This window comes from Mycobacterium ostraviense (assembly GCF_002705925.1).
GTDB classification, from domain to species: Bacteria; Actinomycetota; Actinomycetes; order Mycobacteriales; family Mycobacteriaceae; genus Mycobacterium; species Mycobacterium ostraviense.
In genome coordinates, this window is sequence record NZ_NKRE01000001.1 from 2649058 (window position 1) to 2673518 (window position 24461).

Consider the following 24461-nt stretch of genomic DNA (forward strand, 5'->3'; position numbering starts at 1 on the left):
GCTGGCAGCCGGTCGAAGCGAGGGTCAATATGACACGGGTGAGCAATGAGCTGAATCACGAAGAAGCGATGCTGGTCGACACCGTGCGGGCCTTCATCGACCGGGACGTGAAACCGAACGTCCGCGAGGTGGAGCACGCCAACGCCTACCCCGAGGCGTGGATCGAGCAGATGAAGCGGATCGGCATCTTCGGGCTGGCCGTTCCCGAAGAGTACGGGGGGTCGCCGGTGTCGATGCCGTGCTATGTGCAGGTCACCCAGGAGCTGGCCCGCGGCTGGATGAGCCTCGCCGGGGCGATGGGCGGGCATACCGTGGTGGCCAAGCTGCTGACGCTGTTCGGCACCGAAGATCAGCAGCGGACATATCTGCCGCCGATGGCCACCGGCGAGCTGCGGGCAACCATGGCGCTCACCGAGCCCAGCGGCGGCTCCGACCTGCAGAACATGTCGACCACCGCGCTGCCGGATCCCGCCCAGGGCTCCGGCGGCTTGCGGATCAACGGCGCCAAGACCTGGATCACCAACGCGCGCCGCTCCGGGCTGATCGCGTTGCTGTGCAAGACCGATCCCAATGCCCTACCGCGCCATAAGGGAATCTCGATCGTGCTGGTCGAGCCCGGACCGGGCCTGACGGTGTCCCGGGACCTGCCCAAGCTGGGCTACAAGGGCGTCGAGTCCTGCGAGCTGTCCTTCGACGACTACCAGGTGCCGGTGTCGGCAGTTCTGGGAAGCCGTATGGGAGAAGGCTTTTCGCAGATGATGAAGGGCCTCGAAACGGGCCGCATCCAAGTGGCGGCCCGTGCCCTGGGGGTGGCGACCGCGGCGCTGGAGGACGCGCTCGCCTATGCCCAGCAGCGGGAGAGCTTCGGTCAGCCGATTTGGAAGCATCAGGCCGTCGGCAACTATCTGGCCGACATGGCAACCAAACTCACCGCCGCGCGCCAACTGACCCGCTACGCCGCCGAGCGCTACGACAGCGGACAGCGCTGTGACATGGAGGCCGGAATGGCCAAGCTGTTCGCCTCCGAGGTGGCGATGGAGATCACCCTGAACGCGGTCCGCATCCACGGCGGCTACGGCTACTCAACCGAATACGACGTCGAGCGCTATTTCCGCGATGCGCCGCTGATGATCGTCGGCGAAGGCACCAACGAGATCCAGCGCAATGTGATCGCCGGACAACTGGTGGCCCGAGGCGGCATCTAGCCCGTACCCGGCCGGCCGGTGCTGTATATTTGCCTGACTTCGCCCAGGGAACCCAAGGGTAGGCACCAAAGGAGGGCAGCCATGAGTTATCCGCCAGGGCCGTACGGAGGTTCCCCCGAGTGGCAAGGCCAGCAGCCGGGCTGGCAGGGTCAACAGCCGCAACCCGGTTGGCCGGCCCCGCAACCCGGCTACGCACCAGAGCCGGACAACTACCTCGTCTGGGCGATTCTGGCCACAATCTTGTGCTGCCTCCCGTTCGGGATCGTGTCGATCGTGTACTCCACCAAGGTCTCCGGGCTGTGGGCCCAAGGCCGCTACGCCGAGGCGCAGGCCGCATCCGCCAACGCCAAGAAATGGGCCATCATCAGTGCGATCGCCGGGGCAGTCGTCGGCGTGATCGTCGGGGTGATTTACGTGATCCTGATTGCTGTGGCCGTGTCGGTCGACCACAACATGCCCTCCACTGTCACCACCTATTCCGGTTACTGACCGAGGCGTTCCAACGTTGCGCGCCAGCAGGTCTGGGCCTAGCCGGCGGCGGCCGAGATGGCATCCACCAGGCCCCAGGCCAGTGCGGTCTCGGCGTCGATAGTTCGGCCGGAGAGCACCAGATATGCCGTGCGCCAGCGTCCGATCCGTCGGGTGATGCTGACGGTGCCGCCGGCCCCGGGGATCAGTCCCAGGCTCAGTTCCGGCAGCCCGAACACCGAGTCGGGCCGGGCCACGACCCATCCGCAGAACGCCGCCATCTCCAGCCCGCTGCCCAGCACCCGCCCGTGCACCTCGGCGCGGCACGCCCGGCCAAGCCTGGCTCTGATTTCGTCGAGGACCAGCGCTGGACTATGCCGGGTGCGGGCAAAGTGCGCGCTTACCGGATCGGCAAAGGTGCCGAACTCGGCAAGGTCTCCACCACTGCAAAACGATGGACCGTTGCCGCTCAACACGATTCCAGTAACCGACGGGTCGAGCTGAGCGACGGTCAGCGCTTCCAGCAGTGCGCCGCGCACATCGGTGGAAAACGCATTGTGGCGGTGTGGGCGATTGAACCGGATCTGCAGGGTGTCCTGGTCGCGTTCCACGAGCACCGCGTCGGCCGTGCCCGCAGCGGCAGCCGGGCCGCGGTCTTCGAGCCAGCTAGCGAACTCGGGTCCGGCCTGCAGGGTCGAATAGGCCAGTGATTCGGTGACCACGCCGGCCAGTGTCGTACCGGCGGGATCCAGGGCCCGTAGCACGTCGTCGCACATGGCGCTGGCCTGGGGCCAGCGTCGGCAGCGCCGCGTCACCTCGGCCAGTGCGTCGGGCACTGACGCCACGGTGACCACCCGGCGATCGCCACACGGCTCGTCAGCCAGCGTGAAAGTCGCTGTATCGAGCCAGAATTCATCGGTAGGCGGGCCGTGAGCGACGATCACGCCCGGCGGCGAGGCCACACCGGCGTCCCGCTCGTCCGCGGGATCCGACAGGTCAACCACACGCAGCATCGGTCAGGCCGAATACTTCTCGATCAGCCCGTCCTTGTAGAGCTTGCCGGTGTCGGTGCGCGGCAACTGCGCCTCGAAAGCGATGGCCTTCGGACATTTGAAGTGCGACAGCCGATCACGCAACCACGCCAGCAGTTCAGCAGCGAATTCCTCGGTGGCGTCAGCCGGGTCGACGGTCTGCACCGACGCCATCACCCGCTGTCCCATCTCGTCGTCGGGAACACCGAAAACCGCGGCGTCGAGCACTTTCGGGTGCGTCACCAACACGTTTTCGGTTTCCTGCGGGTAGATGTTGACGCCGCCGGAAATGATCATGTGATGGCGGCGGTCGGTCAGATACAGGTAGCCCTCGTCGTCGAGATAGCCGATGTCGCCCACCGTCACCCAACCGTGCTTGTCGCGCGACGCAGCGGTTTTCGACGGATCGTTGAGGTATTCGAAGGAGTATCCACCCTCGAAATAGATCTCACCCGGCTGGCCAGGCGGGAGTTCGTTGCCGTCGGGGTCCAGGATATGAACCGCGCCCTGCATCGGCTTGCCGACCGAACCGGGGTGCGCCAGCCAATCCCCGGCGGTGATCAGCGTGGACCCGATGGCTTCGGAAGACGCGTAGTACTCGTCGACGATCGGTCCCCACCAGTCCATCATCTGCTTCTTGATCTCGACCGGACACGGCGCCGCAGCGTGCATCACCCGCTTCAGGCTGGACATATCGTACGAATTACGCACCGAATCAGGAAGTTTCAGCATCCTGGTGAACATCGCCGGCACGAACTGGCCGTGCGTCACCCGGTAGCGCTGGATGGCGTCGAGCGCCGACTCGGCATCGAACTTCTCCATCACCACGGTGGTGATACCGCCGGCCTGGGCGCTCATCGACCATACCGACGGGGCGGTGTGGTATAGCGGCGCCGGGCTCAGGTACACCGAATCGCGGTCTATCCAATACTCGATCAGCGCCGACATCATCCCGGGCGCCTGATCCGGTGGGACATGCGGTAATTCGCGTTTGATTCCCTTGGGCCGGCCGGTGGTTCCCGACGAGTACTGCAGCAGGTCGCCTTCCAGTTCGTCCTCGATCGGTGTACCGGGTTGGCCGGCAACGCATTCCGGGTATCGCTCCCAGCCCGGCAGGTCGCCGTCGGCGATGATCAGCAGCTCCGGCAGCCCTCGGGGAAGATGGCCGGCCAGGGCCGCGCAGGTGTCGCGCAGCGCCGCGGACCCGACAATCGCCCTGGCGCTGCTGTTGTCGACGACGTAGGCTGCCTCGGCGGCGCTCAGGTGGGTGTTGATCGGTACGTAGTACAAGCCGCTGCGACGTGCCGCCCACATGACCGCGTGGATGTGCTCGTTGTTCTCCATCAGAATGGCGACGACGTCGCCTTCCCGTAGCCCGGCCTGACGGAATCGGTGCGCCAGTCGATTGGCTCGGGTTTCGAGCTCTCCGAACGTGACGACCGTCCCGGACGGGTGCAGGATAACAGCGGGTTTGTTGGCACTTTTCTCATCGCCCGAGTGCTGGCGGATCTGCATGAGCCGACTGTACGTCGCATCCTGGTTACTGGGGCAAGAGGGCGCGGTCCGCGGTGCCAGCCGCCCGAGTTGGGCTACCGAGCGATCATCGATGTCAACCAACCGGCTCCAACGATCCGGCCCCAGCCCCCGAGCCATATGGATGACCGTGCCGCGCTATGTATTTCAGCGTGGACGCGACTGGCAAACCGTCGATCGTCAGGTGCCCGGCCCTAGCGCGGCGCCGATGAGGGCTAGGTGAGCGACGGCCAAACTCATCGGCAGGGCTGCATCTTCAGCCGCTAACCGGGCAACGGTTGAGGCGTCATAACTTACAGCCGCCGCGACGTGGTTAGCGGCCTTCATGGGGTCACCCGCTGCCAAATCTGCTTGCGCTGCCCACAACTCGTTCCCGGTGACAGTTGCCGCCTTCCCCAGCTCGGCTACGTTGTCGTCGACGACGTGATGTATCAAGGTCTCGTCAGCCCGGAGGATCTCGCCGGGGACCGCTGCGATCCGGGCAGCCTTCACCGCCAAATAGTGTTCAAGACTGCTCGGATCAGCGAGCGAGGTTGGCAGTGCCGACGCCTCGGGTGGCAGCCCGGCGAGCATACGGAGGTCAGTACTGACCAGTTGCGCGGGTAGGGCAGCGTCTTCGGCGACCAAGCGGGCCGCGGTCCGGACGTCGTAATCGACGGCCCTGGCGACCTCGCCCACAGCCGGGACCAACTTGCCCGCGCTGACGTCGGCGGCGGCCGCCGCGAGGGCGGTCTGGGTCACGGCTGCCGCACTAGAGAGCTGGCTGACGTTGTCGGCCCACACGGCAGCCACCATGGCCTCGTCAGTGGTCACTATCTCCCCGAGGACCCCGATAACGTCACGGGTCGCAGCAGCGGGGTTGCCCAGCGGGCTCACTAGGCCGGCGAGATTTCCCAGCGCCTGCTGCCACGGCACCATTTGGGCGGCCGCAGCCGATGCTCCGCCGTGATAGCCCACCAGCGCAGTGACATTACGGGCCCACAGCTCGTCGTACGCGCCCTCGATGGCGGCGATCAAGGGGCCGTTGAGGCCCAACAGGTTTGACCGCACCGCCGATACGAACTGCATGCGGTTGGCCGTGACCTCCATGGGATGCGCCACCGCAGCCTTCGCGGCCTCGAAAATGCCGGCCACCGTTTTGGCCTGCGTGGCCGCAGTCACGGCGTGGGACGCCGCCCTGCGCAGCCACCCCGCATACCGGGTGGCTACGGCCGTCATCGCGATCGATGCCGGCCCTTGCCAGGGTCCCCCCGCCAGCCCGGCGGTCACCGACCCGAAACATTCCGCAGCCGAACCCAGCTCGTCGCCCAAACCAGCCCATGACGCCGCGGCGCCCAACATCGGTTCCGAGCCTGCGCCACAATACATTTGCGCCGAAGTGATCTCCGGGCACAGCACCGCAAAATTCATCACCAACATCCCTTCTTCAGCAGGCTTTGCCTCGGCTGGCCGCCACGGCAGCGCTGTACAGGTGAACCGCTAACCTGGCGACCTGGAACTTGGCGTGCAAGGCGTACGGCGCAAACGTCCGCAACGGCAACCACCGTGGGCGCAAAGTCGCGCGGGTTGTCGCATGAACCGTCATCCCCATGTCGCGGCCCCTGTCACATGCTCGGCATATCGTCGAATCGGTTGCGAGGCATCCTATGACAGCGTGTGTCGGGAATTCCGGGATTTCGCCGATCCGCAGTGACGAATCGGTATCGGCTAGGGTTGGCGCTATCGGCTGCGACCGGACAGCTGCCGCGTTGGACGCACCCGGCCGTCACCAGGCGGTTCGCCGAAGCCGCGTCTGCCCGGCCGGATTCGGAACCCAACCGAGGCAGACCAGTAAAGCCGGTGGTGTCAAAGGTGGCCAGCGATACGAAAGCTGGTCGGCCCCTACTCGGCCAGCCGTTCCTTGAGCGCGTCGAACTCGTCCTTGACGCCGGTGGGCAATTTCTCACCGACGAACTCCAGCCACTCCTCGATAAGCGGCAGCTCCGCGCGCCACTCATCGGGGTCAACCTTTAGCGCCTCGGCGACATCGGCCGCATCGACGTCTAACCCGTCCAGATCCAAGTCCTCGACGGCGGGAACGGTGCCGATCGGGGTGGTTCGGCCGCCGGCCCGGTGCTCGATGCGCTCCACAATCCACTTCAATACCCGGCTGTTCTCGCCGAAGCCGGGCCACAGGAAGTGCCCGTCGTGGCCGCGGCGGAACCAGTTGACGAAGAACACCTTCGGCAGCTTGGACTCGTCGGCGTTCTTGCCCAGGTTGATCCAGTGCTGGAAGTAGTCCCCGACGTGGTAGCCGAGGAACGGCAGCATGGCCATCGGGTCGCGACGTACGTTGCCGACCTTGCCCTCGGCGGCGGCGGTCTGCTCGCTGCCCAGGGTCGCACCGATGAACACCCCGTGCTGCCAGTCACGCGCCTCGGTGACCAGCGGAATCGTGGTCTTGCGGCGACCACCGAACAGGATTCCGGAAATCGGCACGCCCTGCGGGTCGTCCCACTCGGGTGCCAGGATGGGGCACTGCGACATCGGGGTGCAATACCGTGAATTCGGGTGTGCCGCTTTGGTTTCCGTTTCGCGGATATACCAGTCGTTGCCCTTCCAGTCGATCAGGTGGTCGGGCTCGCCCTCCAGGCCTTCCCACCACACCTCGCCGTCATCGGTCAGCGCGACGTTGGTGAACACCGTGTTGCCCGCGGCGATGGTGCGCATGGCGTTGGGATTGGACTTCCAGTTGGTGCCCGGCGCCACCCCGAAGAACCCGAACTCGGGATTGACCGCGTATAGCCGGCCGTCCTTGCCGAACCGCATCCACGCGATGTCGTCGCCGAGCGTCTCGGCGCGCCAACCCGGGATTGTCGGCTGCAGCATCGCCAGGTTGGTCTTGCCACACGCCGACGGAAACGCCGCCGCGAAGTAGTAGGCCTTGTTCTCCGGGGAGATCAGCTTGAGGATCAGCATGTGCTCGGCCAGCCAGCCCTCGTCGCGGGCCATGGCCGAGGCGATCCGCAGTGAGTAGCACTTCTTGCCCAGCAGCGCGTTGCCGCCGTAGCCCGAGCCGTAGCTCCAGATCTCGCGGGTTTCGGGGAAGTGGGTGATGTACTTGGTGTCGTTGCAGGGCCACGGCACGTCCTTCTGACCTGCTTCTAACGGCGCGCCCACCGAGTGCAGCGCCTTGACGAAGAACCCGTCGTCGCCGATCTTCTCCAGGGCGGCCTTGCCCATGCGGGTCATGGTGCGCATCGAGACGACGACGTATTCGGAGTCGGTGATCTCCACGCCGAGCTTGGGGTCTTCGGCACCGAGCGGGCCCATGCAGAACGGCACCACGTACATGGTGCGCCCCCGCATGCAGCCGCGGTACAGGTCTTTCATGATGGACCGCATTTCGTCCGGGTCCATCCAGTTGTTGGTGGGGCCGGCGTCGACCTCGCGCTCGGAGCAGATGAAGGTGCGTGACTCCACCCGCGCCACATCCGACGGGTCGGACAGCGCCAGGAAGGAGTTCGGGTACTTCTCCGGGTTGAGCCGGGTGAATGTGCCGGCATCGACCAACTGATCGGCGAGCCGCTGGAACTCCTCCGCTGATCCGTCGGCGAAGACAACCCGGTCAGGCTCAGTGAGCTCGGCGACCTCCTCCACCCAAGACAGCAGCCCCTGATGATTAGTCGGCGCAGTGTCTAAACCGGGAATGGTCGCTGAGGTCATCGAACTCTCCTGAGATTCTGCTGCGTATCTGCGGCTAGTTGTCGGCTGGTATCGGCGTCGAGGATCTATCTGGGGTCGGTTTATGCGTTCGCTAGCACGACTGTTGACCCGGTGTGCTTATCAATACAGGTTATCGTGCATCACTTGTCGCGGAAGGCCAGGGCGGGTATAAGCCTCCTCACAAGACCGATTCAGAAGGATCAATATCCTTCACCTTTTGCTGTTTTTGCTGCCTCTGGCTGCTGGCGCGCCAACGACAGTGCCGACGCCCTCGGATTGGGTGCCAACCGTGGGTGTACCCGGTTCGCCCAGTTGGTTACGCACCGCGTCAAGCGCGGCTTGAATCGCGGGCAGCTCCCGATCCCGCAGTGCGGCGGCTCGCGCCGCGGCGATGGTGTGTTCGCGCAGTTCGGCGTCAATCACGCTGACCTGGTGGGCCACCCGGGCGTGCTCGGCCTCGTCGCGTGCGCTCAGCACGGTGCTCAGCAGCGACTCGGCGACCAGCACCCGGCCGGCAACCAGTTCATCCAGCACGGAGCGCAGCGCCGACATCACGTCGCCCGTCCAGCGATCCAGCACGGCGCGGTCGCTCAGCACAGCGCGGGTGTGGACCACCCACAGCGTCAGCGCCAACCCGAGCGCCACACATCCGACGATCCCGGCCCCCGTCAGCCAGGGGTTCAGCCAGGGGTTGAGCCGGGGCTCCAGTCCGGCCAGCAACCGGCTCAGCGTCAGTGCCACACCCAGTCCGAAGCCGGCACCCAACACCACCATGAGCCGGGCCTCCAACCTCCGCGACTTCAACGGCGGGCCCGCAATGGCGACCGTCGGGAGCGTTTCGGCGGGCGGAAGCCCGATGGGCACGCTCAGCGCCTGCGCCACGTCGGCGAGCCTCCGGTGGACGGCCTCGCTCACCTCGGCGAGCGCCCCGGCGATCCGGCTGCGGGCGTGCTGTTCGAACTCGGCAATCTTGCGCCGGGGCAGGGCCGCGATGTCCTCCTGCAGCTCGACACGCATCGATGAACAACGGTTGCGGGCAAAGTAGGACAACTGGACCCGCGCCTGCTGGACCTGACCGCGCAGCGCAATTGCGTGCTCTGTTCTCGACCGACGCCGCTGCCGCAGGGCCGCACTGCGTTCCTCACGCAAGGCATCCACTCGTGCCTTGCGGCCGGCGCCTTCGGCGTCGCGCCGGAACCGCTGCGCGACCGTCTGCAGCCGCGATTCCCAGGCACGCAACCTGTTGCGCCGGGCGATGTCCGGATCGACGAGCTGACTGAGCAGTACGACGACCAGGTCGTCCATCCGCGCCTGCCCCAGCTGCGGCGCGGCGGCCGCGCCCACCCATGGCACGTCGGCGTAACGAGGCGCATGCGCCGCCAGCGTGGCCCGGTCCGCGGCCAGCACCTCGCGCCAGCTGCGGTGCACGTCGACTTTGGACGCCACCCCGATCACCACGTCGGTGTGCTCGGCGGCGGCATCCAGCAGCACGCAGTCGGATTCGGTCAGCGGGGCCGCCGCGGAGACCACGAACACCACCGCGGTCGGCGCGTCGCCGGGTGCCAGCTCCGGCGATTCGACGAACTCGCGTTGCGGCGCCCGTTGCCGGAGGGCAGCTACCACACTGCTCACGCCGGCCAGCCAAGGGCCGGTCACCAGGACCACGTCGCGGCGACGGATCACCGTCGGACCCACCTTGGGTCCGATCGCCGCCACCAGTGCGTCAACCCGGGCGGCCGGGTCGTCGCGGGCCGCGCCGATCACCCGCATTCCCCTGACTCGGCTAACCCGCCCGCCCGCGACCAGAGCCGAAGCGAGCCCCTGGCGATATCGGTGCCGCAGGCACGCTGCAGGCCGCTCGGGCCGGCCCGGCCGTAACGCAGCCAATGCAACGCCCGCCGCAAGTGGGCGTCCGGATCGTCGGAGGGCAGGCCCGCCGACCCGGCTGGCTCGCTCCCGGACGCCGCAACCGTGTCCAGCGCGACGGCCATCCGGGCCAGCACCGTGCCGTCGCAGGACAAGAATTCGCTGATTCGCTCGTCGGTCACGGCCACCGCCTCGAGTGCCGTGACGGCGTCGAGTATCCGCTGGTAACGCGCCTCGGCTCCGGCGGCAATCACCCTGGCCACGACGACGTCGACACCGCTGACCCTGCGCAGCAGGACGCGGACTTGCGCTGGCGTGCCGCCGCGGCGCAAGGCGGCGACGGCAAGCGCGATGCCGAACAGGTCGAGGGCCTCCAGCAGCCGCAGCCGCATCGGGATCGGCACCGTGAGCTCCGCCGCCAGGAAGCCGTCGAACGATCCGTCTAGGGCGGGCAAGCCGTCAGGATGGGCGGCCAGCGCTCGCAGCGCCAGCCAGAATGCCTCGTCGAGATCATCGAGCGCGGCGACCGCGAGTAGCCCGACCATGGGCTCGACGGGTAGGCCGACCAGCACCGCAAAGCAAGCGCACCGGGTTTGCGCCGCGGCCAGCGGTCCGGCTCCGCCAAACCCGGTCAGATCCGCCTTGTTCAGCACCACCACCACCGGTTGCCTGGCATCTTGCAGGCTCGTGAGGGCATCGCGGTCTTCGGGTTTAAGCACCTCCGCAACGACGTACACCTGGACGTCGGCTACGTCCGGCGACGTAGCCACAGTCAATCCTGCCTGGCCCAAGGCGCGCGTCACGGTGCTACAGCCCGGCCCGCGTCGTCCGCAGACCGCCACCTTCAACGGTTGGGCGACTTGCTCGGCGATCGCCTGAAGCCGCTGGTCAGCGCAGCTGGCAGCGAGTCCAGCCAGCCCGCTGATGAAGATCTGATGACCCTGCCCCGTCATGTCCCCCGTCTAAGTCCGCCGACGTGGTTGAATATTTCGCCCACCGAATGGTGGCAGCTGGTCGGCCGCCCCGCTAGCCAGCCCCGACCAGCTTTGCCTAGCCCGCTAGCAGTGCACGGGTTCCGCAGCTAACGCCCTCACGGAACCTACGGCGGATGCTGCACCCTGCGCGGCGCCCAGCCTGCCGCACCGCCAGTTCGCGAACAACCGGCTGCCGATCCAACCGGACGTAGATTCCGCTCGCCACAAGTCAAGAGCGGGTTACCGCGGCCTGGTGGTGTCTTCGCCCCGAGCGGCGGCGAGGTGTTTGGCGGTGTCCACATAGTGCCGCATAGCGCAAATTTTCCCGGCGCGTCGAACGTCCACAGGTGAAGCTCTTCGTCGTGGAAGTGACCGCCGCCAGGGACAGCGGCCTCCATCACGATTTCGGCCACAACCTGTTTCTGGTTCGCCATCATCGAACGGACCGTAAATTCCCTGACCTCGAATGTGCCGACCATACGGAAGAATTCGGCGACACCGTCCTTATCGCTTCGCGGCTGCAGCCAAGGAGCGCTGGCTCGTTCAGACGGAGTGGTCCAATGTTCCCTGCGCACATCGTCGGCGAGCACCATCGAGGATGGCCGCGACATCTCCCGTGCCGAACGCCTCGTAGACATGTTGGACAGTGGCAAGGTGGTCAGCTGCCAGATCCGAGTCTGTCATTCGCCAAGTGTGCACTCGGGCTCCGGCCAACGCCCGAGGCGACGCGCCGGCCGGTCGAGAATGCCGCGGCGATCACGGCCACGTCTACCGGCGCCCACGAGGCCGAGATGTGCGGGGTATCCGAGGCCCGTACCAGCCAAAGGCAACTGTTGGGTATCAATCTGGCCCAGGAGCGGCTACACCTGCATTTGATGAGCCACCATGGACCAATGCATGCGCAACCCGAGGTTGGGTTACGTCCCGACTCGCCGGCCCTGCCCAGACCGGAGTCCGGCGAGCAACACCGGGGCAGCGCGTGGGGCCAGCTGCCGGCCACCAGTCTTCGCTCGCGCCATTCGGCGTTGTCGAGCACCCAGCGCCAGACCTGGGACCGGCTGTGGCCGGAGCTGGGCATCGACGCGCTCGCCGGGTCATCTCGCCGGGGACCCGTGGACACCCGGGCGTGGTTCGGCCGCGACGCGCCCCTGGTGCTGGAGATCGGCTGCGGCAGCGGGACCTCGACGCTGACAATGGCGCAGGCCGAGCCTCATCTCGACGTGATCGCGGTCGAAATTTACCGCCGGGGCCTGGCGCAGCTGCTGTGCGCGATCGACAGTGAGAGCGCGACCAATATCCGGTTGATCCGCGGCAACGGGATCGACGTGTTGAAAGACCTGATCACCTCGAATTCGCTGTCCGGGGTCCGGGTGTTCTTCCCCGATCCCTGGCCCAAGGCGCGACATCACAAGCGGCGGCTGCTGCAGCCTGCCACCATCGCCCTGATCGCCGACCGGCTAATCGCCGGAGGTGTGCTGCACGCCGCGACCGACCACCCCGGCTACGCCGAGCACATCGCCGCCGCCGGCGACGCCGAACCGCGGTTGGCCCGCGCTGATCCGCGCACCGAGACCCTGCCGATCTCGATCGTTCGCCCCACGACCAAATACGAAACCAAAGCCCACGATGCCGGCAGCGCCGTCAGCGAGCTGGTCTGGAGAAAACCGAAATCAGATGACTAAATGAGCCTGACTGAAGACGTCACCACACAAGCGTCAGAACCCGTCGCCGGGGCCGCGGTATCACCGCTGCCGTCGGTGCTGGCCGGCGATTTGTCCAAGGTCGGCGTGACCGGCCTGGCCCCGCCGATGGGTCGGGTCCTGTTGGTTTGGGACGCTCCCAACCTCGACATGGGGCTGGGCTCGATCCTCGGGCGCCGCCCCACCGCACTGGAACGACCTCGTTTCGACGCGCTGGGCCGCTGGCTGCTGGCCCGCACCGCGGCGGTCGCCGCCAGGGCGGCCGGCGGCCCGGCCATCCGAGTCGAACCGGAGGCCACCGTCTTCACCAATATCGCGCCCGGCAGCGCCGACGTGGTACGCCCGTGGGTGGACGCACTGCGCAACGTCGGGTTCGCCGTCTTCGCCAAACCCAAGATCGACGAGGACAGCGACGTCGACCGCGACATGCTCGAGCACATCGACAAGCGCTACCGGGAAGGGCTGGCAGGGCTGGTCGTGGCCTCGGCGGACGGTCAGGCATTCCGGCAGCCGTTGGAGGAGATCGCCCGGGGCGGAATCCCAGTTCAAGTGCTTGGATTTCGTGAACACGCCAGTTGGGCGCTAGCGTCGGATACCTTGGAGTTCGTCGACCTGGAGGACATTGCCGGTGTTTTCCGGGAGCCGCTCCCCCGAATCGGCCTCGATTCGCTACCTGAGCAGGGAGCTTGGCTGCAGCCGTTCCGGCCGCTGACCTCGCTGTTGACCTCGCGGATGTGACAGGCCTCGCGTCTGAGACAACCGAGCGTCTGACAACCGAAGAGCAATGCGCGGGTCGCTAACGATCCAGTAAGGAGATTACGTGTTCGCCTGGTGGGGTCGAATTGTGTACCGCTACCGGTTCATCGTAATCGGCGTCACGGTGGCGTTGTGCCTCGGCGGCGGGGTCTTCGGGCTGAGCCTGGGTAAGCACGTCACGCAGAGCGGCTTCTACGACGACGGCAGCCAGTCGGTCAAGGCGTCGATACTGGGCGACCAGGTCTACGGCCGGGACCGGACCGGTCACATCGTCGCGATCTTCAAAGCCCCTGACGGCAAGACGGTCAACGACCCGGCGTGGTCGAAGAACATCACCGACGAGCTCAACCGATTCGTGCAGGACCACCCCGACCAGGTGATGGGCTGGGCCGGCTATCTCCGGGCACCGGACACCACCAGCACGGTCGTCAAGGGCATGGCCACCGAGGACAAGAAGTACACGTTCGTGTCCATCCCGCTCAAGGGCGACGACGACGACACCATCCTGACCAATTACAAGGACATTGCGCCGTCGCTGCAGAAGCTCGACGGCGGCACGGTTCAACTCGCCGGCCTCGAGCCGGTGGCCGAGGCGCTGACCGGCACCATCGCCACCGACCAGCGACGGATGGAAGTGCTGGCCCTGCCGTTGGTGGCCGTGGTGCTGTTCCTGGTGTTCGGCGGCGCGGTCGCCGCGTGCCTTCCGGTGATGGTCGGCGGTCTGAGCATCGCGGGCGCGCTGGGCATCCTGCGGTTGGTGGCGGTGTTCGGGCCGGTGCACTTCTTTGCCCAGCCCGTGGTCTCGCTGATCGGCCTCGGCATCGCGGTGGACTACGGACTCTTCGTGGTGAGCCGTTTCCGGGAGGAGATCGCCGAAGGCTACGACACCGAAGCCGCGGTCAGACGCACCGTGATGACCGCCGGCCGAACCGTCGCTTTCTCGGCGGTGCTGATCATCGCCTCCGGGATCAGCCTGCTGATGCTGCCGCAGGGCTTCGTGAAATCGCTGACCTATGCGCTGATCGCCGCGGTCGGGTTGGCCGCCCTGCTCTCGATCACCCTGCTGCCGGCTGTTCTGGGCGTCCTTGGCCGCCATGTCGACGCGCTCGGTGTCCGCACCGCATTCCGGGTGCCCTTCCTGCGCAACTGGAAGGTTTCGCGGGCCTACCTGAACTGGCTCGCCGACCGACTGCAGAAGACCAAGACCCGCGAAGAGGTCGAGGCCGGCTTCTGGGGCAAGCTCGTCAACTGGGTGATGCGGCGACCTCTGATCTTCGCCATCCCGATCGTCGTCGGCATGTTCGCCCTGGTTCTTCCGCTATTCAACCTGTCACTGGGCGGCATGAGCGAGAAGTACCTGCCGCCCAACAACTCGGTGCGCCAGTCCCAGGAGCACTTCGACCAGCTCTTCCCCGGATACCGCACCAATCCGCTGACCCTGGTGATCCAGTCGACCAACCACCAGCCCGTCACCGACCAGCAGGTTGCCGACATCCGCAGTAAGGCGATGTCGATCAGCGGATTCATCGAACCGGACAACGACCCGGCGAACATGTGGCAGGAGCGCAGCGTCGCGCCCGGCGCGTCGAAGGATCCCTCGGTACGGGTGCTGCAGAACGGGCTGATCAACCCGGGCGACGCGGCGAAGAAGCTGCAAGAGCTGCGCGCGATCACGCCACCCAAGGGACTCGAGGTCTACGTCGGCGGCACTCCGGCGCTGGAGCAGGACTCCATCCACAGCCTGTTCGACAATATGCCGGCGATGCTCGTCATCCTGCTCACCGCCACCACGCTGCTGATGTTCCTGGCCTTCGGGTCGGTGGTGCTGCCGATCAAGGCCGCGGTGATGAGCGCGCTGACGCTTGGGTCCACCATGGGCATCCTGACGTGGATATTCGTCGACGGACACGGCTCGGGGTTGCTGAACTTCACCGCAACGCCGTTAACCGCGCCGGTGATCGCGCTCGTGGTGGCGGTGGGCTACGGCTTGGCGACCGACTACGAGGTGTTCCTGGTCTCCCGCATGGTCGAGGCCCGGGAAAGCGGCATGTCCACCCAGGAGGCCATCCGCATCGGCACGGCCACCACCGGGCGCCTGATCACCGCGGCCGCGTTGGTGCTGGCCGTGGTCGCCGGGTCGTTCGTGTTCTCCGACCTGGTGATGATGAAGTACTTGGCGTTCGGCCTGATGGCGGCGCTGCTGCTGGACGCGACCGTGGTGCGGATGTTCCTGGTGCCGTCGGTGATGAAGCTGCTCGGCGACGACTGCTGGTGGGCTCCACGATGGATGCGACGAGTGCAGACCCGCATCGGCCTCGGCGAGATCCAGCTACCCGACGAACGCAAGCGGCCGGTGACCGACGGTCGCGTCGCCCGGCCTCCGGTCACCGCCGGCCTGGTCGCCGCCGGTCCGCGGCCCCCGCACGATCCCACCCACCCGTCGACGCCGGAGTCATCGCAACGCGGGTCCGCCCGGCCGGAGATCGGGCCTGCGCACAGCGGGCCGTCCAGCGCGGGCACCAAGCAGATCCCGATCAAGGCAAGCCAGCGGAGCGAACCGCCGACAACTCGGCTGGCCGCGCCCGGCAAACCGGGCGCGCCGGGTCGCGGATCGAGCAGCCCCGCGCCCGCGGCGCCGTCGTCGGCCCGGCCGCCGGCCCCATCGGCAGGTCAGACTCGCGCCATGCCGATTCCGGGGAGCCGTTCCGGCGATACCGACTCGGCCGATGCCACCGCCAAGCTGCCGGTCCAACGGCCGGAAGACAGCGACTCCGACGCGGCCACTGAGCAGCTCAACGCGCAGGGCGACAACGGCGCCGACGGCACCCGGCGCCGGCGCGGGGCCGGCGGCCTGTCCGCCCAGGACCTGCTGCGCCGCGAGGGACGGCTTTAGGTTTCCTGCGGCTGTCCTTCGTCGGCCGCGTCGGGATTGTCCGGTTCGGCCTGCAGGATTGTCGACGGCTCCTCGGGCTGCTCGGCGGCGCCGGCCGCGGTCGACGGGTCGGTGGCCAGCAACACCTGCATCGCGTTGTTGAGGAACGCGACCGTGGGGACGGCCAGCAGGGCTCCCACAATTCCGGCAAGGACCCCGCCGGTCGAAATCGCCAGCACCACCGCCAGCGGGTGAATCGAGACCGCACGACCCATCACCAGCGGCTGCAGCAAATGGGCCTCGAGCTGATTGACCGCGATGAGCAAACCAAGAGTGATCAGCGCGTAAACCAGTCCCTTAGCCAACAGGGCCACCACCACGGCCAGCAAACCGGAGATCAACGCACCCAGCAGCGGGATGAAGGCACCCAGGAACACCAGCGAGGCCAGCGGCAGCGCGAGCGGCACCCCCATGATCGCCAACCCGGTGCCGACACCGATCGCGTCGGTCAGGGCGACCAGGAACGTGGCCCGCACATAGCCGATCAGCGAGGAGTATCCGGCGCGGCCGGCCTGCAGCACCCGGTCACGGGCCGGGGCGGGCACGATCTTGACCACGTACTGCCAGATGTTGCGGCCGCCGTACAGGAAGAAGATCAGTGTGAACAGCACCAACACCGCACCGGTGAGCAATTCGGTGATGGTGGCGGCGGTGGAAATCGCGCCGCTGGTCAACTTGGCCTGATTGTTGCGCAGTGCCTCGATCGCGGCGTTACCGGCGTTGTCGATCTGTTCGCGGCGCAGCTGCGGCGGCCCTTCGATCAGCCACCTGCGGCTCGAGTCGATGCTGCGTTCGACATGCTTGACCAGATCGGGCAGGCCCACAATGAACTGGCTGATGACGAAGGCCAGGATGCCGCCAAGGATCGCAAAACCGCCCAGCAACACCAGCGACACCGCGGCACCGCGCGGCACGCTGCGCAGGTCCAGCCAGTCCACGACCGGCACCAACAACGCGCTCAAGATCAACGCCAGCAACACCGGAACGACGATGATTTCCAGCTTGCTGATGACCCAGATCGCCGCGAGTGCTGCAGCGAAAATGACCAACAAGCGCCACGACCATGCCGCGGTCTTGCGGACCAGGGGGGTTACCGAAGCATCGTCGAGGCTTGTCGACATCCGGCAAGCCTAACCGGGCTGCGGCGCCGGCCTCCCGCAACGCCTCGAACGCCTCCCTACCCGATCCTGCATGGTGGCGGTCGCTTCCCGCCGCCCCCGCCGCCACGATCCGGTCACGACCCCAGAACGACCCTGACACAGTCGATGACGTGCGGAGATCGCGGCGCCACCTGCACGGCTACCCTTATCCGGTGTCGCACGACGCCCCCGTCCGCAAGCTCGTCGACCGGCGCGAAGAGGCGCCGCGCGGCAAGTACTGGTGGCTGCGCTGGGTGGTCCTCGGCATCGTCGCAATCGTGCTTGCCGTCGAGGTGGCGCTGGTGTGGGACCAGCTGGCCAAAGCGTGGATGAGTATCTACCAGGCCAATTGGTGGTGGCTGGTGGCTGCCCTGGGGGCAGCGGCCGCGTCGATGCACAGCTTCGCGCAGATCCAGCGCACGCTGCTGAGATCGGCCGGTGTGCACGTCAAGCAATTGCGGTCCGAAGCCGCGTTCTATGCGGCGAACTCGCTGAGTACCACCCTCCCTGGCGGCCCGGTGCTGTCGGCGACCTTTCTGCTTCGTCAGCAACGCATTTGGGGCGCCTCGACCGTGGTGGCGTCGTGGCAGCTGGTGATGTCGGGGGTGTTGCAGGCCGTCGGGCTGGCCCTGCTGGGGCTGGGTGGCGCCTTCTTCCTGGGCGCCAAGAACAACCCGTTCTCCCTGCTGTTCACCCTCGGCGGTTTCGTTGCGTTGCTGCTGCTGGCCCAGGCGGTGGCGTCCCGGCCGGAACTGATCGAAGGGATCGGCAACCGGGTGCTGTCGTGGGTCAACTCGATTCGCGGTAAGCCGGCCGACACCGGCGTCGCGAAGTGGCGCGAAACGCTCATGCAGCTCGAGTCGGTCAGCCTGAGCCGGCGCGACCTCGCAGTGGCGTTCAGTTGGTCGCTGTTCAACTGGGTCGCCGACGTGGCCTGCCTGGGCTTCGCCGCGTACGCCGCCGGAGACCACGCCTCGGTCGCCGGGCTGACGGTCGCTTACGCGGCCGCCCGGGCGGTCGGCACCATCCCGCTGATGCCGGGAGGTCTGCTGGTGGTGGAGGCGGTGCTGGTGCCGGGCCTGGTGTCCAGCGGCATGGCCTTGCCCAACGCCATCTCGGCGATGCTGATCTACCGGCTGATCAGCTGGCTGTTCATCGCCGCTATCGGCTGGGTGGTGTTCTTCTTCATGTTCCGCACCGAGAACGTCGCCGATTCGGATGCCGACGACCCGCCGACCGACCCCGAGCTGGGACGCATCATCGGGGTCCAGCGCAGCGTTGCCAACGACCCGGCCGAAACCGCCCTGCAGGGCCCGTTGCCGCCGCCCGATCGCGACTCAGCAGATGGCCGGTGAGGCAGCCGCAGTGATTTCGGTGTCGCCGGTTCAACGGCCCCGGACCGGACCGCCGGCTGCGGGCGGCTGGGTGCCGGCCGGCGGCTGGGTGCCTGCGGGCGCCCCGGCTGCCGGCGGCAAACCCGGCAACCCAGCTGCGCCCTGCGCGGCCTGCGCGGCCTGCGCCAGGTTCAGCGCCTGCGGAAACGTGACCGGCAGCTTGCACTGCGTCGAAAGATTGGTCAGCGGATGCGCAAGCGACTGCAGGTCGCCGGCAGCCTTGGGATTCCGCTCGAAGTAACCCTTCAGTGATGCCAGGGATCCCAATGATTCCGGTCCCGCCGGCTGCTGCAGTGCCGCGGTCACCGCCTGGTTGGTCTCCGGATGCGAATCCAGGTAGTCGCCGGTTTGCTTGGCGACCAAGCCGATGGTCCTGGCCACTTCACTGGCCGCGCAGGGATCGGTCGCCCCGGTTGCCGAGGGTCCGGCCGGCATGACCAGCGCGGCCGCCGGCAACCCAACGGCGATCAAGGCGACGGATAACCCGCGCCGCGCAGCAGTACCTGTCCTGGCGAACGCCTGCTTAGCAGCGTCGGATCCGCGCCCTGCGCCCGGCAGGCCACTACGTTCATGTGTCGACATCAGTTCCCCCGTCTAACCCGAGTTGCGGACTCCGAATGCGCCGCACGCCCACGGACATCCTGCCACCTCCGGCGCCGGCGCCGTCAAGGCCGACGACCCGGGTCGGGGTTCGCCGCAGCCTCGCGGTGCCGACATCGTTGCAGCTCAGCAACCAATAAGCCGACATAATTGAGACATGCTCTGCGGTAGGCTCGCGAGCACGCATTGCGAGAAAAATACCGGGAGAACAACATCCAGCAGTTCATGATGCGCCTGAGCCGCAACCTGCGCAGATTCCGGTGGTTGGTGTTCACAGGCTGGTTTCTCGCTTTGGTGCCGGCAATTTATCTGGCCATGACGCAGTCGGGGAATCTCACCGGCGGCGGCTTCGAGGTAGCCGAGTCGCAGTCGTTGCTGGTCCACGATGTCCTCGACGCTCAGTATCCCGACCAGGAAGCGCCGTCGCTGGCGCTGGTGGCCACCCCCCGCCCGGACGCCAGCTTCTCAGACATCAACGACGCGGTCACCCGGTTGCGGAGCATCGCCGCCGAATTCCCCGGGGTGACCGAGGTGCCCTACCCCACGCAGCGGCCCCCGCAGCCCGACCGGCCATATGTGGTGTCGTTGCGGCTGGACGCCCGCAACGCCGGGACCAGCGACGTCGCCAAGAAGCTGCGTCAGAAAGTCGGCGTGAAAGGCGACAAGCCCGGGCAATCGGCGGACGGCCGGGTGCGGCTCTATGTCATCGGGCAAGGTGCGCTCAGCGCCGCCGCAGCGGCCAACACCAAACACGACATCGCCGACGCCGAACGCTGGAACCTGCCGATCATCCTGATCGTCCTGCTCGCCGTCTTCGGCTCGCTTGCCGCCGCGGCGATCCCGCTGGCCCTCGGCATCTGCACCGTCGTCGTCACCATGGGCCTGGTCTATCTGCTGTCGATGCACACCACCATGTCGGTGTTCGTGACCTCGACCGTGTCGATGTTCGGTATCGCGCTGGCCGTCGACTACTCCCTGTTCATCCTGATGCGCTTCCGCGAGGAACTGCGTACCGGCCGCCGGCCGCAAGAAGCCGTCGACGCCGCCATGGCCACCTCCGGGCTCGCGGTGGTGCTGTCCGGCATGACCGTGATCGCCTCACTCACCGGCATCTACTTGATCAACACCCCCGCGCTGCGGTCGATGGCCACCGGGGCGATCCTCGCCGTCGCGGTCGCGATGCTGACGTCGGCCACGCTGACACCGGCCCTGCTGGCCTCCTTCGCCAGGGCGGCCGCCAAGCGATCGGCCCTGTTGCACTGGTCCCGACGGCCGGAAAGCACGCAGTCCCGGTTCTGGACCCGCTGGGTCGGATGGGTGATGCGCCGGCCCTGGATAACGGCGTTGTCGGCATCGCTGGTGCTGCTGCTCATGGCGGCGCCGGCGACACAGATGGTGCTGGGCAACAGCCTGCTGCGACAGTTCGACTCGTCGCACGAGATCCGGGCCGGGGTGTCGGCGGCCGCCCAAGCGCTCGGCCCGGGTGCGCTGGGCCCCGCTCAGGTCCTGGTCACATTCCCCGACGGCGGCGCGTCCACCGCGGCGCACAGCCAAACCATCGCGGCGGTCCGTCAACAGATGACGCAGGCTCCCGACGTTGCGTCCGTGGCGCCGCCGAAGTTCGCCGCCGACAACCGCAGTGCGCTGCTGAGCGCGGTGTTGTCGGTCGACCCCGAGGACATGGGCGCCCGGCACACCGTCGACTGGATGCGGACCCAGCTGCCCAAAGCGGCCGACGGTGCCCGCATCGACGTCGGCGGACCGACCGCGCTGATCAAGGATTTCGACGACCGAGTCTCGGCGACCCAACCGGTGGTGCTTGCCTTCGTGGCCCTGATCGCGTTCGTGATGCTGCTGGTCTCGGTGCGCTCGGTGTTCCTGGCGCTCAAGGGCGTGCTGATGACGTTGCTGTCGGTGGCCGCCGCGTACGGCAGCCTGGTCATGGTCTTCCAGTGGGGCTGGGCGGAGAAACTGGGCTTTCCACACTTGAGTTCCATCGACAGCACCGTGCCTCCGCTGGTGCTGGCGATGACGTTCGGGTTGTCGATGGACTACGAGATCTTCCTGCTGACCCGGATCCGGGAACGCTTCCTGCACACCGGCCAGACCCGGGACGCGGTCGCGTACGGGGTGAGCACCAGCGCGCGCACCATCACCAGCGCCGCGCTGATCATGATCGCGGTGTTCTGCGGATTCGCCTTCGCCGGCATGCCGCTGGTGGCCGAGATCGGCGTCGCCTGCGCGGTCGCCATCGCGGTGGACGCCACCATCGTGCGCCTGATTCTGGTACCGGCGCTGATGGCGATGTTCTCGCAATGGAACTGGTGGCTGCCGCGGTGGCTGGCCCGCATGCTGCCGTCGGTCGACTTCGACCGGCCGCTACCCGAGGTCGACCTTGCCGATGTCGTGGTGATTCCCGACGACATCGCCGCCGCAATCGCCCCCAGCGGCGACCTGCGGGTGCTGCTCAAGTCCGCGGCGAGGTTCAAACACCTTGCCCCCGAAGCGATTTGCGTGGCCGACCCGCTTGCCTTCACCGGCTGTGGACGCAGCGCCAAGGGACCCGAACACGTTCCGGAACTGGTCCGGGACGGCGCCGACGTCGCCGTGCCCGCTACCGCCCCGACCGCCATCGCCGCCTCGGCCTCCGTGTCCGCCGCCTCTGCGGCCTCTGCTAAGACCGGTGGCCAGTCGGCGGCCAGCAAGGTCGGCCAGGCCTACCGCAACAGCCTCGCCCGGGCGATGTCGTGGGCCGAGCGTCCGGTTCATCCGGTCACCGTGTGGCGCGGGCGACTCGCGATCGCCCTCGACGCCCTGGAAACCGACGCCGCCGAGCGCGCGGCCGCGAAAAGCGGCACCGACCGGCCCCGGTTCGAGCGGCGCAGCCCGGTCGAGACCACCAACGTTCAGTTGCCCACCGGCGACCGGCTGCTGATCCCGACCGGGGCGGAAACGTTGCGACTCAAGGGCTACCTGATGATGAGCCGTAACAGCAGCCGCGATTATGCCGAATTTGCTGACATGGTCGAAGCAATGGAGCCCGAAACCGCGGCCGTGGTGCTGGCGGGAATGGACAGGTATTACTGTTGTCAGCCACTGGGTTCGTATTCGAGGCGACAATGGATGGCCACCCAGCTGGTCCGCCGGCTCGCTGATCCGCACCCGTCTGATGTCGACGACGAGTGGCCCGACCCTGATGCCAGGGCAAACTGGGAGGAGGTCAGGCAGCGCTGCCTGGCAGTGGCCGTAGCGATGTTGGAGGAGGCGAGGTGACGTTGGCCGCCGACCAGCGGAAACCGGTGCCCGCTTCGCCACCGCAACGGCCCGGGCGGGCAACCAGCGAACCCGGCACCGACCAGCCGGTGGAATTTTGGTCTACCGCAGCGATCCGCGCGGCGCTGGAGGGCGGCGACATCGTCACCTGGAAGCGCATCGCCGCCGCGCTCAAGCGCGACCCGTACGGGCGCACCGCCCGTCAGGTTGAAGAGGTCCTCGGAGGAGTTCGGCCGTACGGCATTTCCAAGGCGCTGTCGGAGGTGCTGGACCGGGCCCGCATCCAACTGGAGGCCAACGAGCGTGCCGAGGTGGCCCGTCACGTGAAGCTGCTGATGGATCGATCGGGTCTGGGGCAGCAGGAGTTCGCGTCGCGGATCGGTGTGCAAGTCGAGGACCTGACCTCCTATCTCGACGGCAGCGTCAGCCCGTCCGCCTCGCTGATGATTCGGATGCGACGGTTGTCCGACCGATTCGTCCGGGTGCGCAACACGCGCGCGGCGGACACCAACTGAGGGCCCGGCCTATCGGGAATTGATCGGCGTCACGTCGAGCACCAGCCAGTCGTTGCCGCGCTTGGTCAGCGTTACCCGGACCGCCGGCGCCGCCTGACTCGGGGGTTGACCGGGCGAGTTCTGGGTGACCCGCAGAATCACCGCCACGCTGGCGTCCGCGGGCCCGAGCGCCTCCACTCCGGCCGACAGCGTGGCGGCCTGTGCGGTGACCTTGCGTTGCGCCAGGTCGGCGCTGGACTTGGCGTATTGCTCTTTGAACGCTTGCGCCCGATCCGGGACCATCATGGCCGCGGCCCGGTCCACGGAGGCGTTCGGCGCCGTCGGCGAGAATGACGCCACCGCCTCGGCCATCCCGGTGGCGACCTGCACCACCGTTCGGGAGTCGCGGTCGAATTCGCGATCCGGCGTGGTCCAGTGGGTGTATCCGGTCAGCACCGCGGCCACCAGTGCGGCCGTGCACAAGAACACCACGGCCAACCGCAGCCCTGGCGCGTCGTCGTCGGTGCCTACGGTGACGGCGTCACGGCGAAACAGCCAGAAATTGACCGCCACTCCCTCGGCGATCAGCAGCACCAACACCGAGCACGCCGAAATCCACCACCACGGCCAGCCGAGCACGAATCCGATCGTCAGCAGCGCCATGGCGGCCACCAGCGGCACCGCGACGTCGAATACGGCCAGCCGCCACGCGTTTCTCGTCGGGAGTCTCATCGGATCGACTCCAGCCCGGAGATCATCAGCTTGCCGTCCACCTCGGAGACGTCGATCCGCAAGTTCCAGTGCACCGTCTGGGGCTTGACTCCGGCATTCTCGGCGACCGACGTCGCCACCAACAGCACCGAGTCGGTCCGGGTGGCGAAGGGCGGCAATGTGGTGGTCACCACCGGCCGGGCGCTGCCGGGCTGGGTATCCAGGTCGTGGTGCACCGTTTCGATCGCCACCGCCTCGATCCGGCCGTTGCTGCGCGTCTGCAACTTCTCCACCACCTGCCGGTAGGGCTGCACGGCGGCGTCGAAGTCGGTGTTGAGCTGTCCGACCGTTCCGTCGTGCAGCCGCTGCAGGCTGGAGTCGACATTGCCGGCGTTCATGTTGATCAGCACATCGGTCCATTCGGCGGCCGCGCGCATGACCCGACTCAGGTACCCGCGCTCGGCGACCTCGTCACGATGTGACGACCAGATGAGTGCGCCGAGCACGACCGCGGCCACCGACAGTACACCGAGAACGGTCGAGGCGATGCCGTAGTTGGAGTACATCGCGGCCTGCGCCGACTCCGGTTCGTCGGGCTCCGGGGTTGCTTCCCCGGAGTCGTCGGCCTCATCGACATCAGCATCCTCGTCGGGCATGGCCCGATCGTCGCACCCGATATG

Annotated in this window: 18 protein-coding genes and 1 pseudogene; 8 read left to right on the plus strand and 11 right to left on the minus strand. The window is 67.2% G+C overall.

What is annotated here, in order from left to right; translation table 11 throughout:
• Nucleotides 1-29 precede the first annotated feature (29 nt).
• Both CDN38_RS12100 and CDN38_RS12105 read left to right on the plus strand, forming a co-directional pair.
• Nucleotides 30-1205, plus strand: a complete 1176-nt coding sequence (locus CDN38_RS12100) for an acyl-CoA dehydrogenase family protein (protein WP_075512480.1) — start codon at nt 30-32, stop codon at nt 1203-1205.
• Nucleotides 1206-1286: 81 nt separating this feature from the next.
• On the plus strand, nt 1287-1694 hold the full coding sequence (locus CDN38_RS12105; protein WP_075512481.1) for a CD225/dispanin family protein: 408 nt from the start codon (nt 1287-1289) through the stop codon (nt 1692-1694).
• A 38-nt stretch (nt 1695-1732) separates the two neighbouring features.
• On the opposite strand, the gene CDN38_RS12110 is transcribed toward CDN38_RS12105, so the two are convergent.
• The 7 genes and pseudogenes from CDN38_RS12110 to CDN38_RS29405 form a co-directional block, all read right to left on the minus strand.
• A complete protein-coding gene (locus tag CDN38_RS12110) occupies nt 1733-2686 on the minus strand; it encodes an enoyl-CoA hydratase/isomerase family protein (RefSeq protein WP_075512482.1) in 954 nt (317 codons plus the stop codon).
• Between the two features lie 3 nt (nt 2687-2689).
• Nucleotides 2690-4219 carry a fatty-acid--CoA ligase FadD4 gene (gene fadD4, locus CDN38_RS12115; protein WP_075512483.1) on the minus strand — a complete coding sequence of 510 codons (1530 nt, stop codon included), beginning with the start codon at nt 4217-4219 and terminating at the stop codon, nt 2690-2692.
• Between the two features lie 876 nt (nt 4220-5095).
• Nucleotides 5096-5647: pseudogene (locus tag CDN38_RS30715) on the minus strand (PPE family protein); the annotation flags it as partial.
• A gap of 471 nt (nt 5648-6118) precedes the next feature.
• Entirely contained in the window at nt 6119-7942 is a 1824-nt protein-coding gene (locus tag CDN38_RS12125; protein ID WP_075512485.1) for a phosphoenolpyruvate carboxykinase (GTP), read from the minus strand.
• 210 nt (nt 7943-8152) lie between these two features.
• Nucleotides 8153-9706 (minus strand): hypothetical protein, encoded by a 1554-nt coding sequence (locus CDN38_RS12130; protein ID WP_233027182.1) that lies wholly within the window; start codon nt 9704-9706, stop codon nt 8153-8155.
• On the minus strand, nt 9703-10761 hold the full coding sequence (locus tag CDN38_RS12135; protein WP_075512487.1) for a GTPase Era family protein: 1059 nt from the start codon (nt 10759-10761) through the stop codon (nt 9703-9705). The genes CDN38_RS12130 and CDN38_RS12135 overlap by 4 nt, the downstream gene beginning before the upstream one ends.
• Before the next feature lie 564 nt (nt 10762-11325).
• Entirely contained in the window at nt 11326-11466 is a 141-nt protein-coding gene (locus CDN38_RS29405; protein ID WP_161951677.1) for a hypothetical protein, read from the minus strand.
• 191 nt (nt 11467-11657) lie between these two features.
• Between CDN38_RS29405 and trmB the strand changes: the two genes are divergently transcribed.
• The 3 genes from trmB to mmpL3 all read left to right on the plus strand — a co-directional run bounded on the left by trmB (nt 11658) and on the right by mmpL3 (nt 16131).
• Nucleotides 11658-12464, plus strand: coding sequence for a tRNA (guanosine(46)-N7)-methyltransferase TrmB (gene trmB, locus CDN38_RS12145; RefSeq protein ID WP_075512587.1), 807 nt, complete (start codon nt 11658-11660; stop codon nt 12462-12464).
• On the plus strand, nt 12465-13220 hold the full coding sequence (locus CDN38_RS12150; RefSeq protein WP_075512489.1) for an NYN domain-containing protein: 756 nt from the start codon (nt 12465-12467) through the stop codon (nt 13218-13220).
• Nucleotides 13221-13302: 82 nt separating this feature from the next.
• On the plus strand, nt 13303-16131 hold the full coding sequence (gene mmpL3 / locus CDN38_RS12155; RefSeq protein ID WP_075512490.1) for a trehalose monomycolate exporter MmpL3: 2829 nt from the start codon (nt 13303-13305) through the stop codon (nt 16129-16131).
• Here the strand turns inward: mmpL3 and CDN38_RS12160 are convergent.
• Nucleotides 16128-17291, minus strand: coding sequence for an AI-2E family transporter (locus CDN38_RS12160; protein ID WP_075512491.1), 1164 nt, complete (start codon nt 17289-17291; stop codon nt 16128-16130). The two genes, mmpL3 and CDN38_RS12160, sit on opposite strands and share 4 nt — an antisense overlap.
• Before the next feature lie 191 nt (nt 17292-17482).
• Between CDN38_RS12160 and CDN38_RS12165 the strand changes: the two genes are divergently transcribed.
• A complete protein-coding gene (locus CDN38_RS12165) occupies nt 17483-18664 on the plus strand; it encodes a lysylphosphatidylglycerol synthase transmembrane domain-containing protein (RefSeq protein WP_099319380.1) in 1182 nt (393 codons plus the stop codon).
• Nucleotides 18665-18694: 30 nt separating this feature from the next.
• On the opposite strand, the gene CDN38_RS12170 is transcribed toward CDN38_RS12165, so the two are convergent.
• Nucleotides 18695-19285, minus strand: a complete 591-nt coding sequence (locus CDN38_RS12170; RefSeq protein ID WP_075512492.1) for a hemophore — start codon at nt 19283-19285, stop codon at nt 18695-18697.
• Nucleotides 19286-19528: 243 nt separating this feature from the next.
• On the opposite strand from CDN38_RS12170, the gene CDN38_RS12175 reads away from it, so the two are divergent.
• Both CDN38_RS12175 and CDN38_RS12180 read left to right on the plus strand, forming a co-directional pair.
• Nucleotides 19529-22576 (plus strand): MMPL family transporter, encoded by a 3048-nt coding sequence (locus CDN38_RS12175; RefSeq protein ID WP_075512589.1) that lies wholly within the window; start codon nt 19529-19531, stop codon nt 22574-22576.
• Nucleotides 22573-23091, plus strand: coding sequence for a hypothetical protein (locus CDN38_RS12180; protein WP_075512493.1), 519 nt, complete (start codon nt 22573-22575; stop codon nt 23089-23091). The genes CDN38_RS12175 and CDN38_RS12180 overlap by 4 nt, the downstream gene beginning before the upstream one ends.
• 9 nt (nt 23092-23100) lie before the next feature.
• On the opposite strand, the gene CDN38_RS12185 is transcribed toward CDN38_RS12180, so the two are convergent.
• On the minus strand, nt 23101-23802 hold the full coding sequence (locus CDN38_RS12185) for a hypothetical protein (protein WP_075512494.1): 702 nt from the start codon (nt 23800-23802) through the stop codon (nt 23101-23103).
• Nucleotides 23799-24437 carry a hypothetical protein gene (locus tag CDN38_RS12190; RefSeq protein WP_075512495.1) on the minus strand — a complete coding sequence of 213 codons (639 nt, stop codon included), beginning with the start codon at nt 24435-24437 and terminating at the stop codon, nt 23799-23801. Before CDN38_RS12190 ends, CDN38_RS12185 begins: the two co-directional genes overlap by 4 nt.
• Nucleotides 24438-24461: the final 24 nt, after the last annotated feature.

Coding starts and splice junctions, on each gene's coding strand:
- CDN38_RS12150 (WP_075512489.1), top strand. CDS start 12,465: ATGAGCCTGACTGAAGACGTCACCACACAAGCGTCAGAACCCGTCGCC.
- CDN38_RS12170 (WP_075512492.1), bottom strand. CDS start 19,285: ATGTCGACACATGAACGTAGTGGCCTGCCGGGCGCAGGGCGCGGATCC.
- CDN38_RS12100 (WP_075512480.1), top strand. CDS start 30: ATGACACGGGTGAGCAATGAGCTGAATCACGAAGAAGCGATGCTGGTC.
- CDN38_RS12135 (WP_075512487.1), bottom strand. CDS start 10,761: ATGACGGGGCAGGGTCATCAGATCTTCATCAGCGGGCTGGCTGGACTC.
- fadD4 (WP_075512483.1), bottom strand. CDS start 4,219: ATGCAGATCCGCCAGCACTCGGGCGATGAGAAAAGTGCCAACAAACCC.
- trmB (WP_075512587.1), top strand. CDS start 11,658: ATGAGCCACCATGGACCAATGCATGCGCAACCCGAGGTTGGGTTACGT.
- CDN38_RS12125 (WP_075512485.1), bottom strand. CDS start 7,942: ATGACCTCAGCGACCATTCCCGGTTTAGACACTGCGCCGACTAATCAT.
- CDN38_RS12185 (WP_075512494.1), bottom strand. CDS start 23,802: ATGAGACTCCCGACGAGAAACGCGTGGCGGCTGGCCGTATTCGACGTC.
- CDN38_RS12110 (WP_075512482.1), bottom strand. CDS start 2,686: ATGCTGCGTGTGGTTGACCTGTCGGATCCCGCGGACGAGCGGGACGCC.
- CDN38_RS12160 (WP_075512491.1), bottom strand. CDS start 17,291: ATGTCGACAAGCCTCGACGATGCTTCGGTAACCCCCCTGGTCCGCAAG.
- CDN38_RS12175 (WP_075512589.1), top strand. CDS start 19,529: ATGATGCGCCTGAGCCGCAACCTGCGCAGATTCCGGTGGTTGGTGTTC.
- CDN38_RS29405 (WP_161951677.1), bottom strand. CDS start 11,466: ATGACAGACTCGGATCTGGCAGCTGACCACCTTGCCACTGTCCAACAT.
- CDN38_RS12105 (WP_075512481.1), top strand. CDS start 1,287: ATGAGTTATCCGCCAGGGCCGTACGGAGGTTCCCCCGAGTGGCAAGGC.
- CDN38_RS12190 (WP_075512495.1), bottom strand. CDS start 24,437: ATGCCCGACGAGGATGCTGATGTCGATGAGGCCGACGACTCCGGGGAA.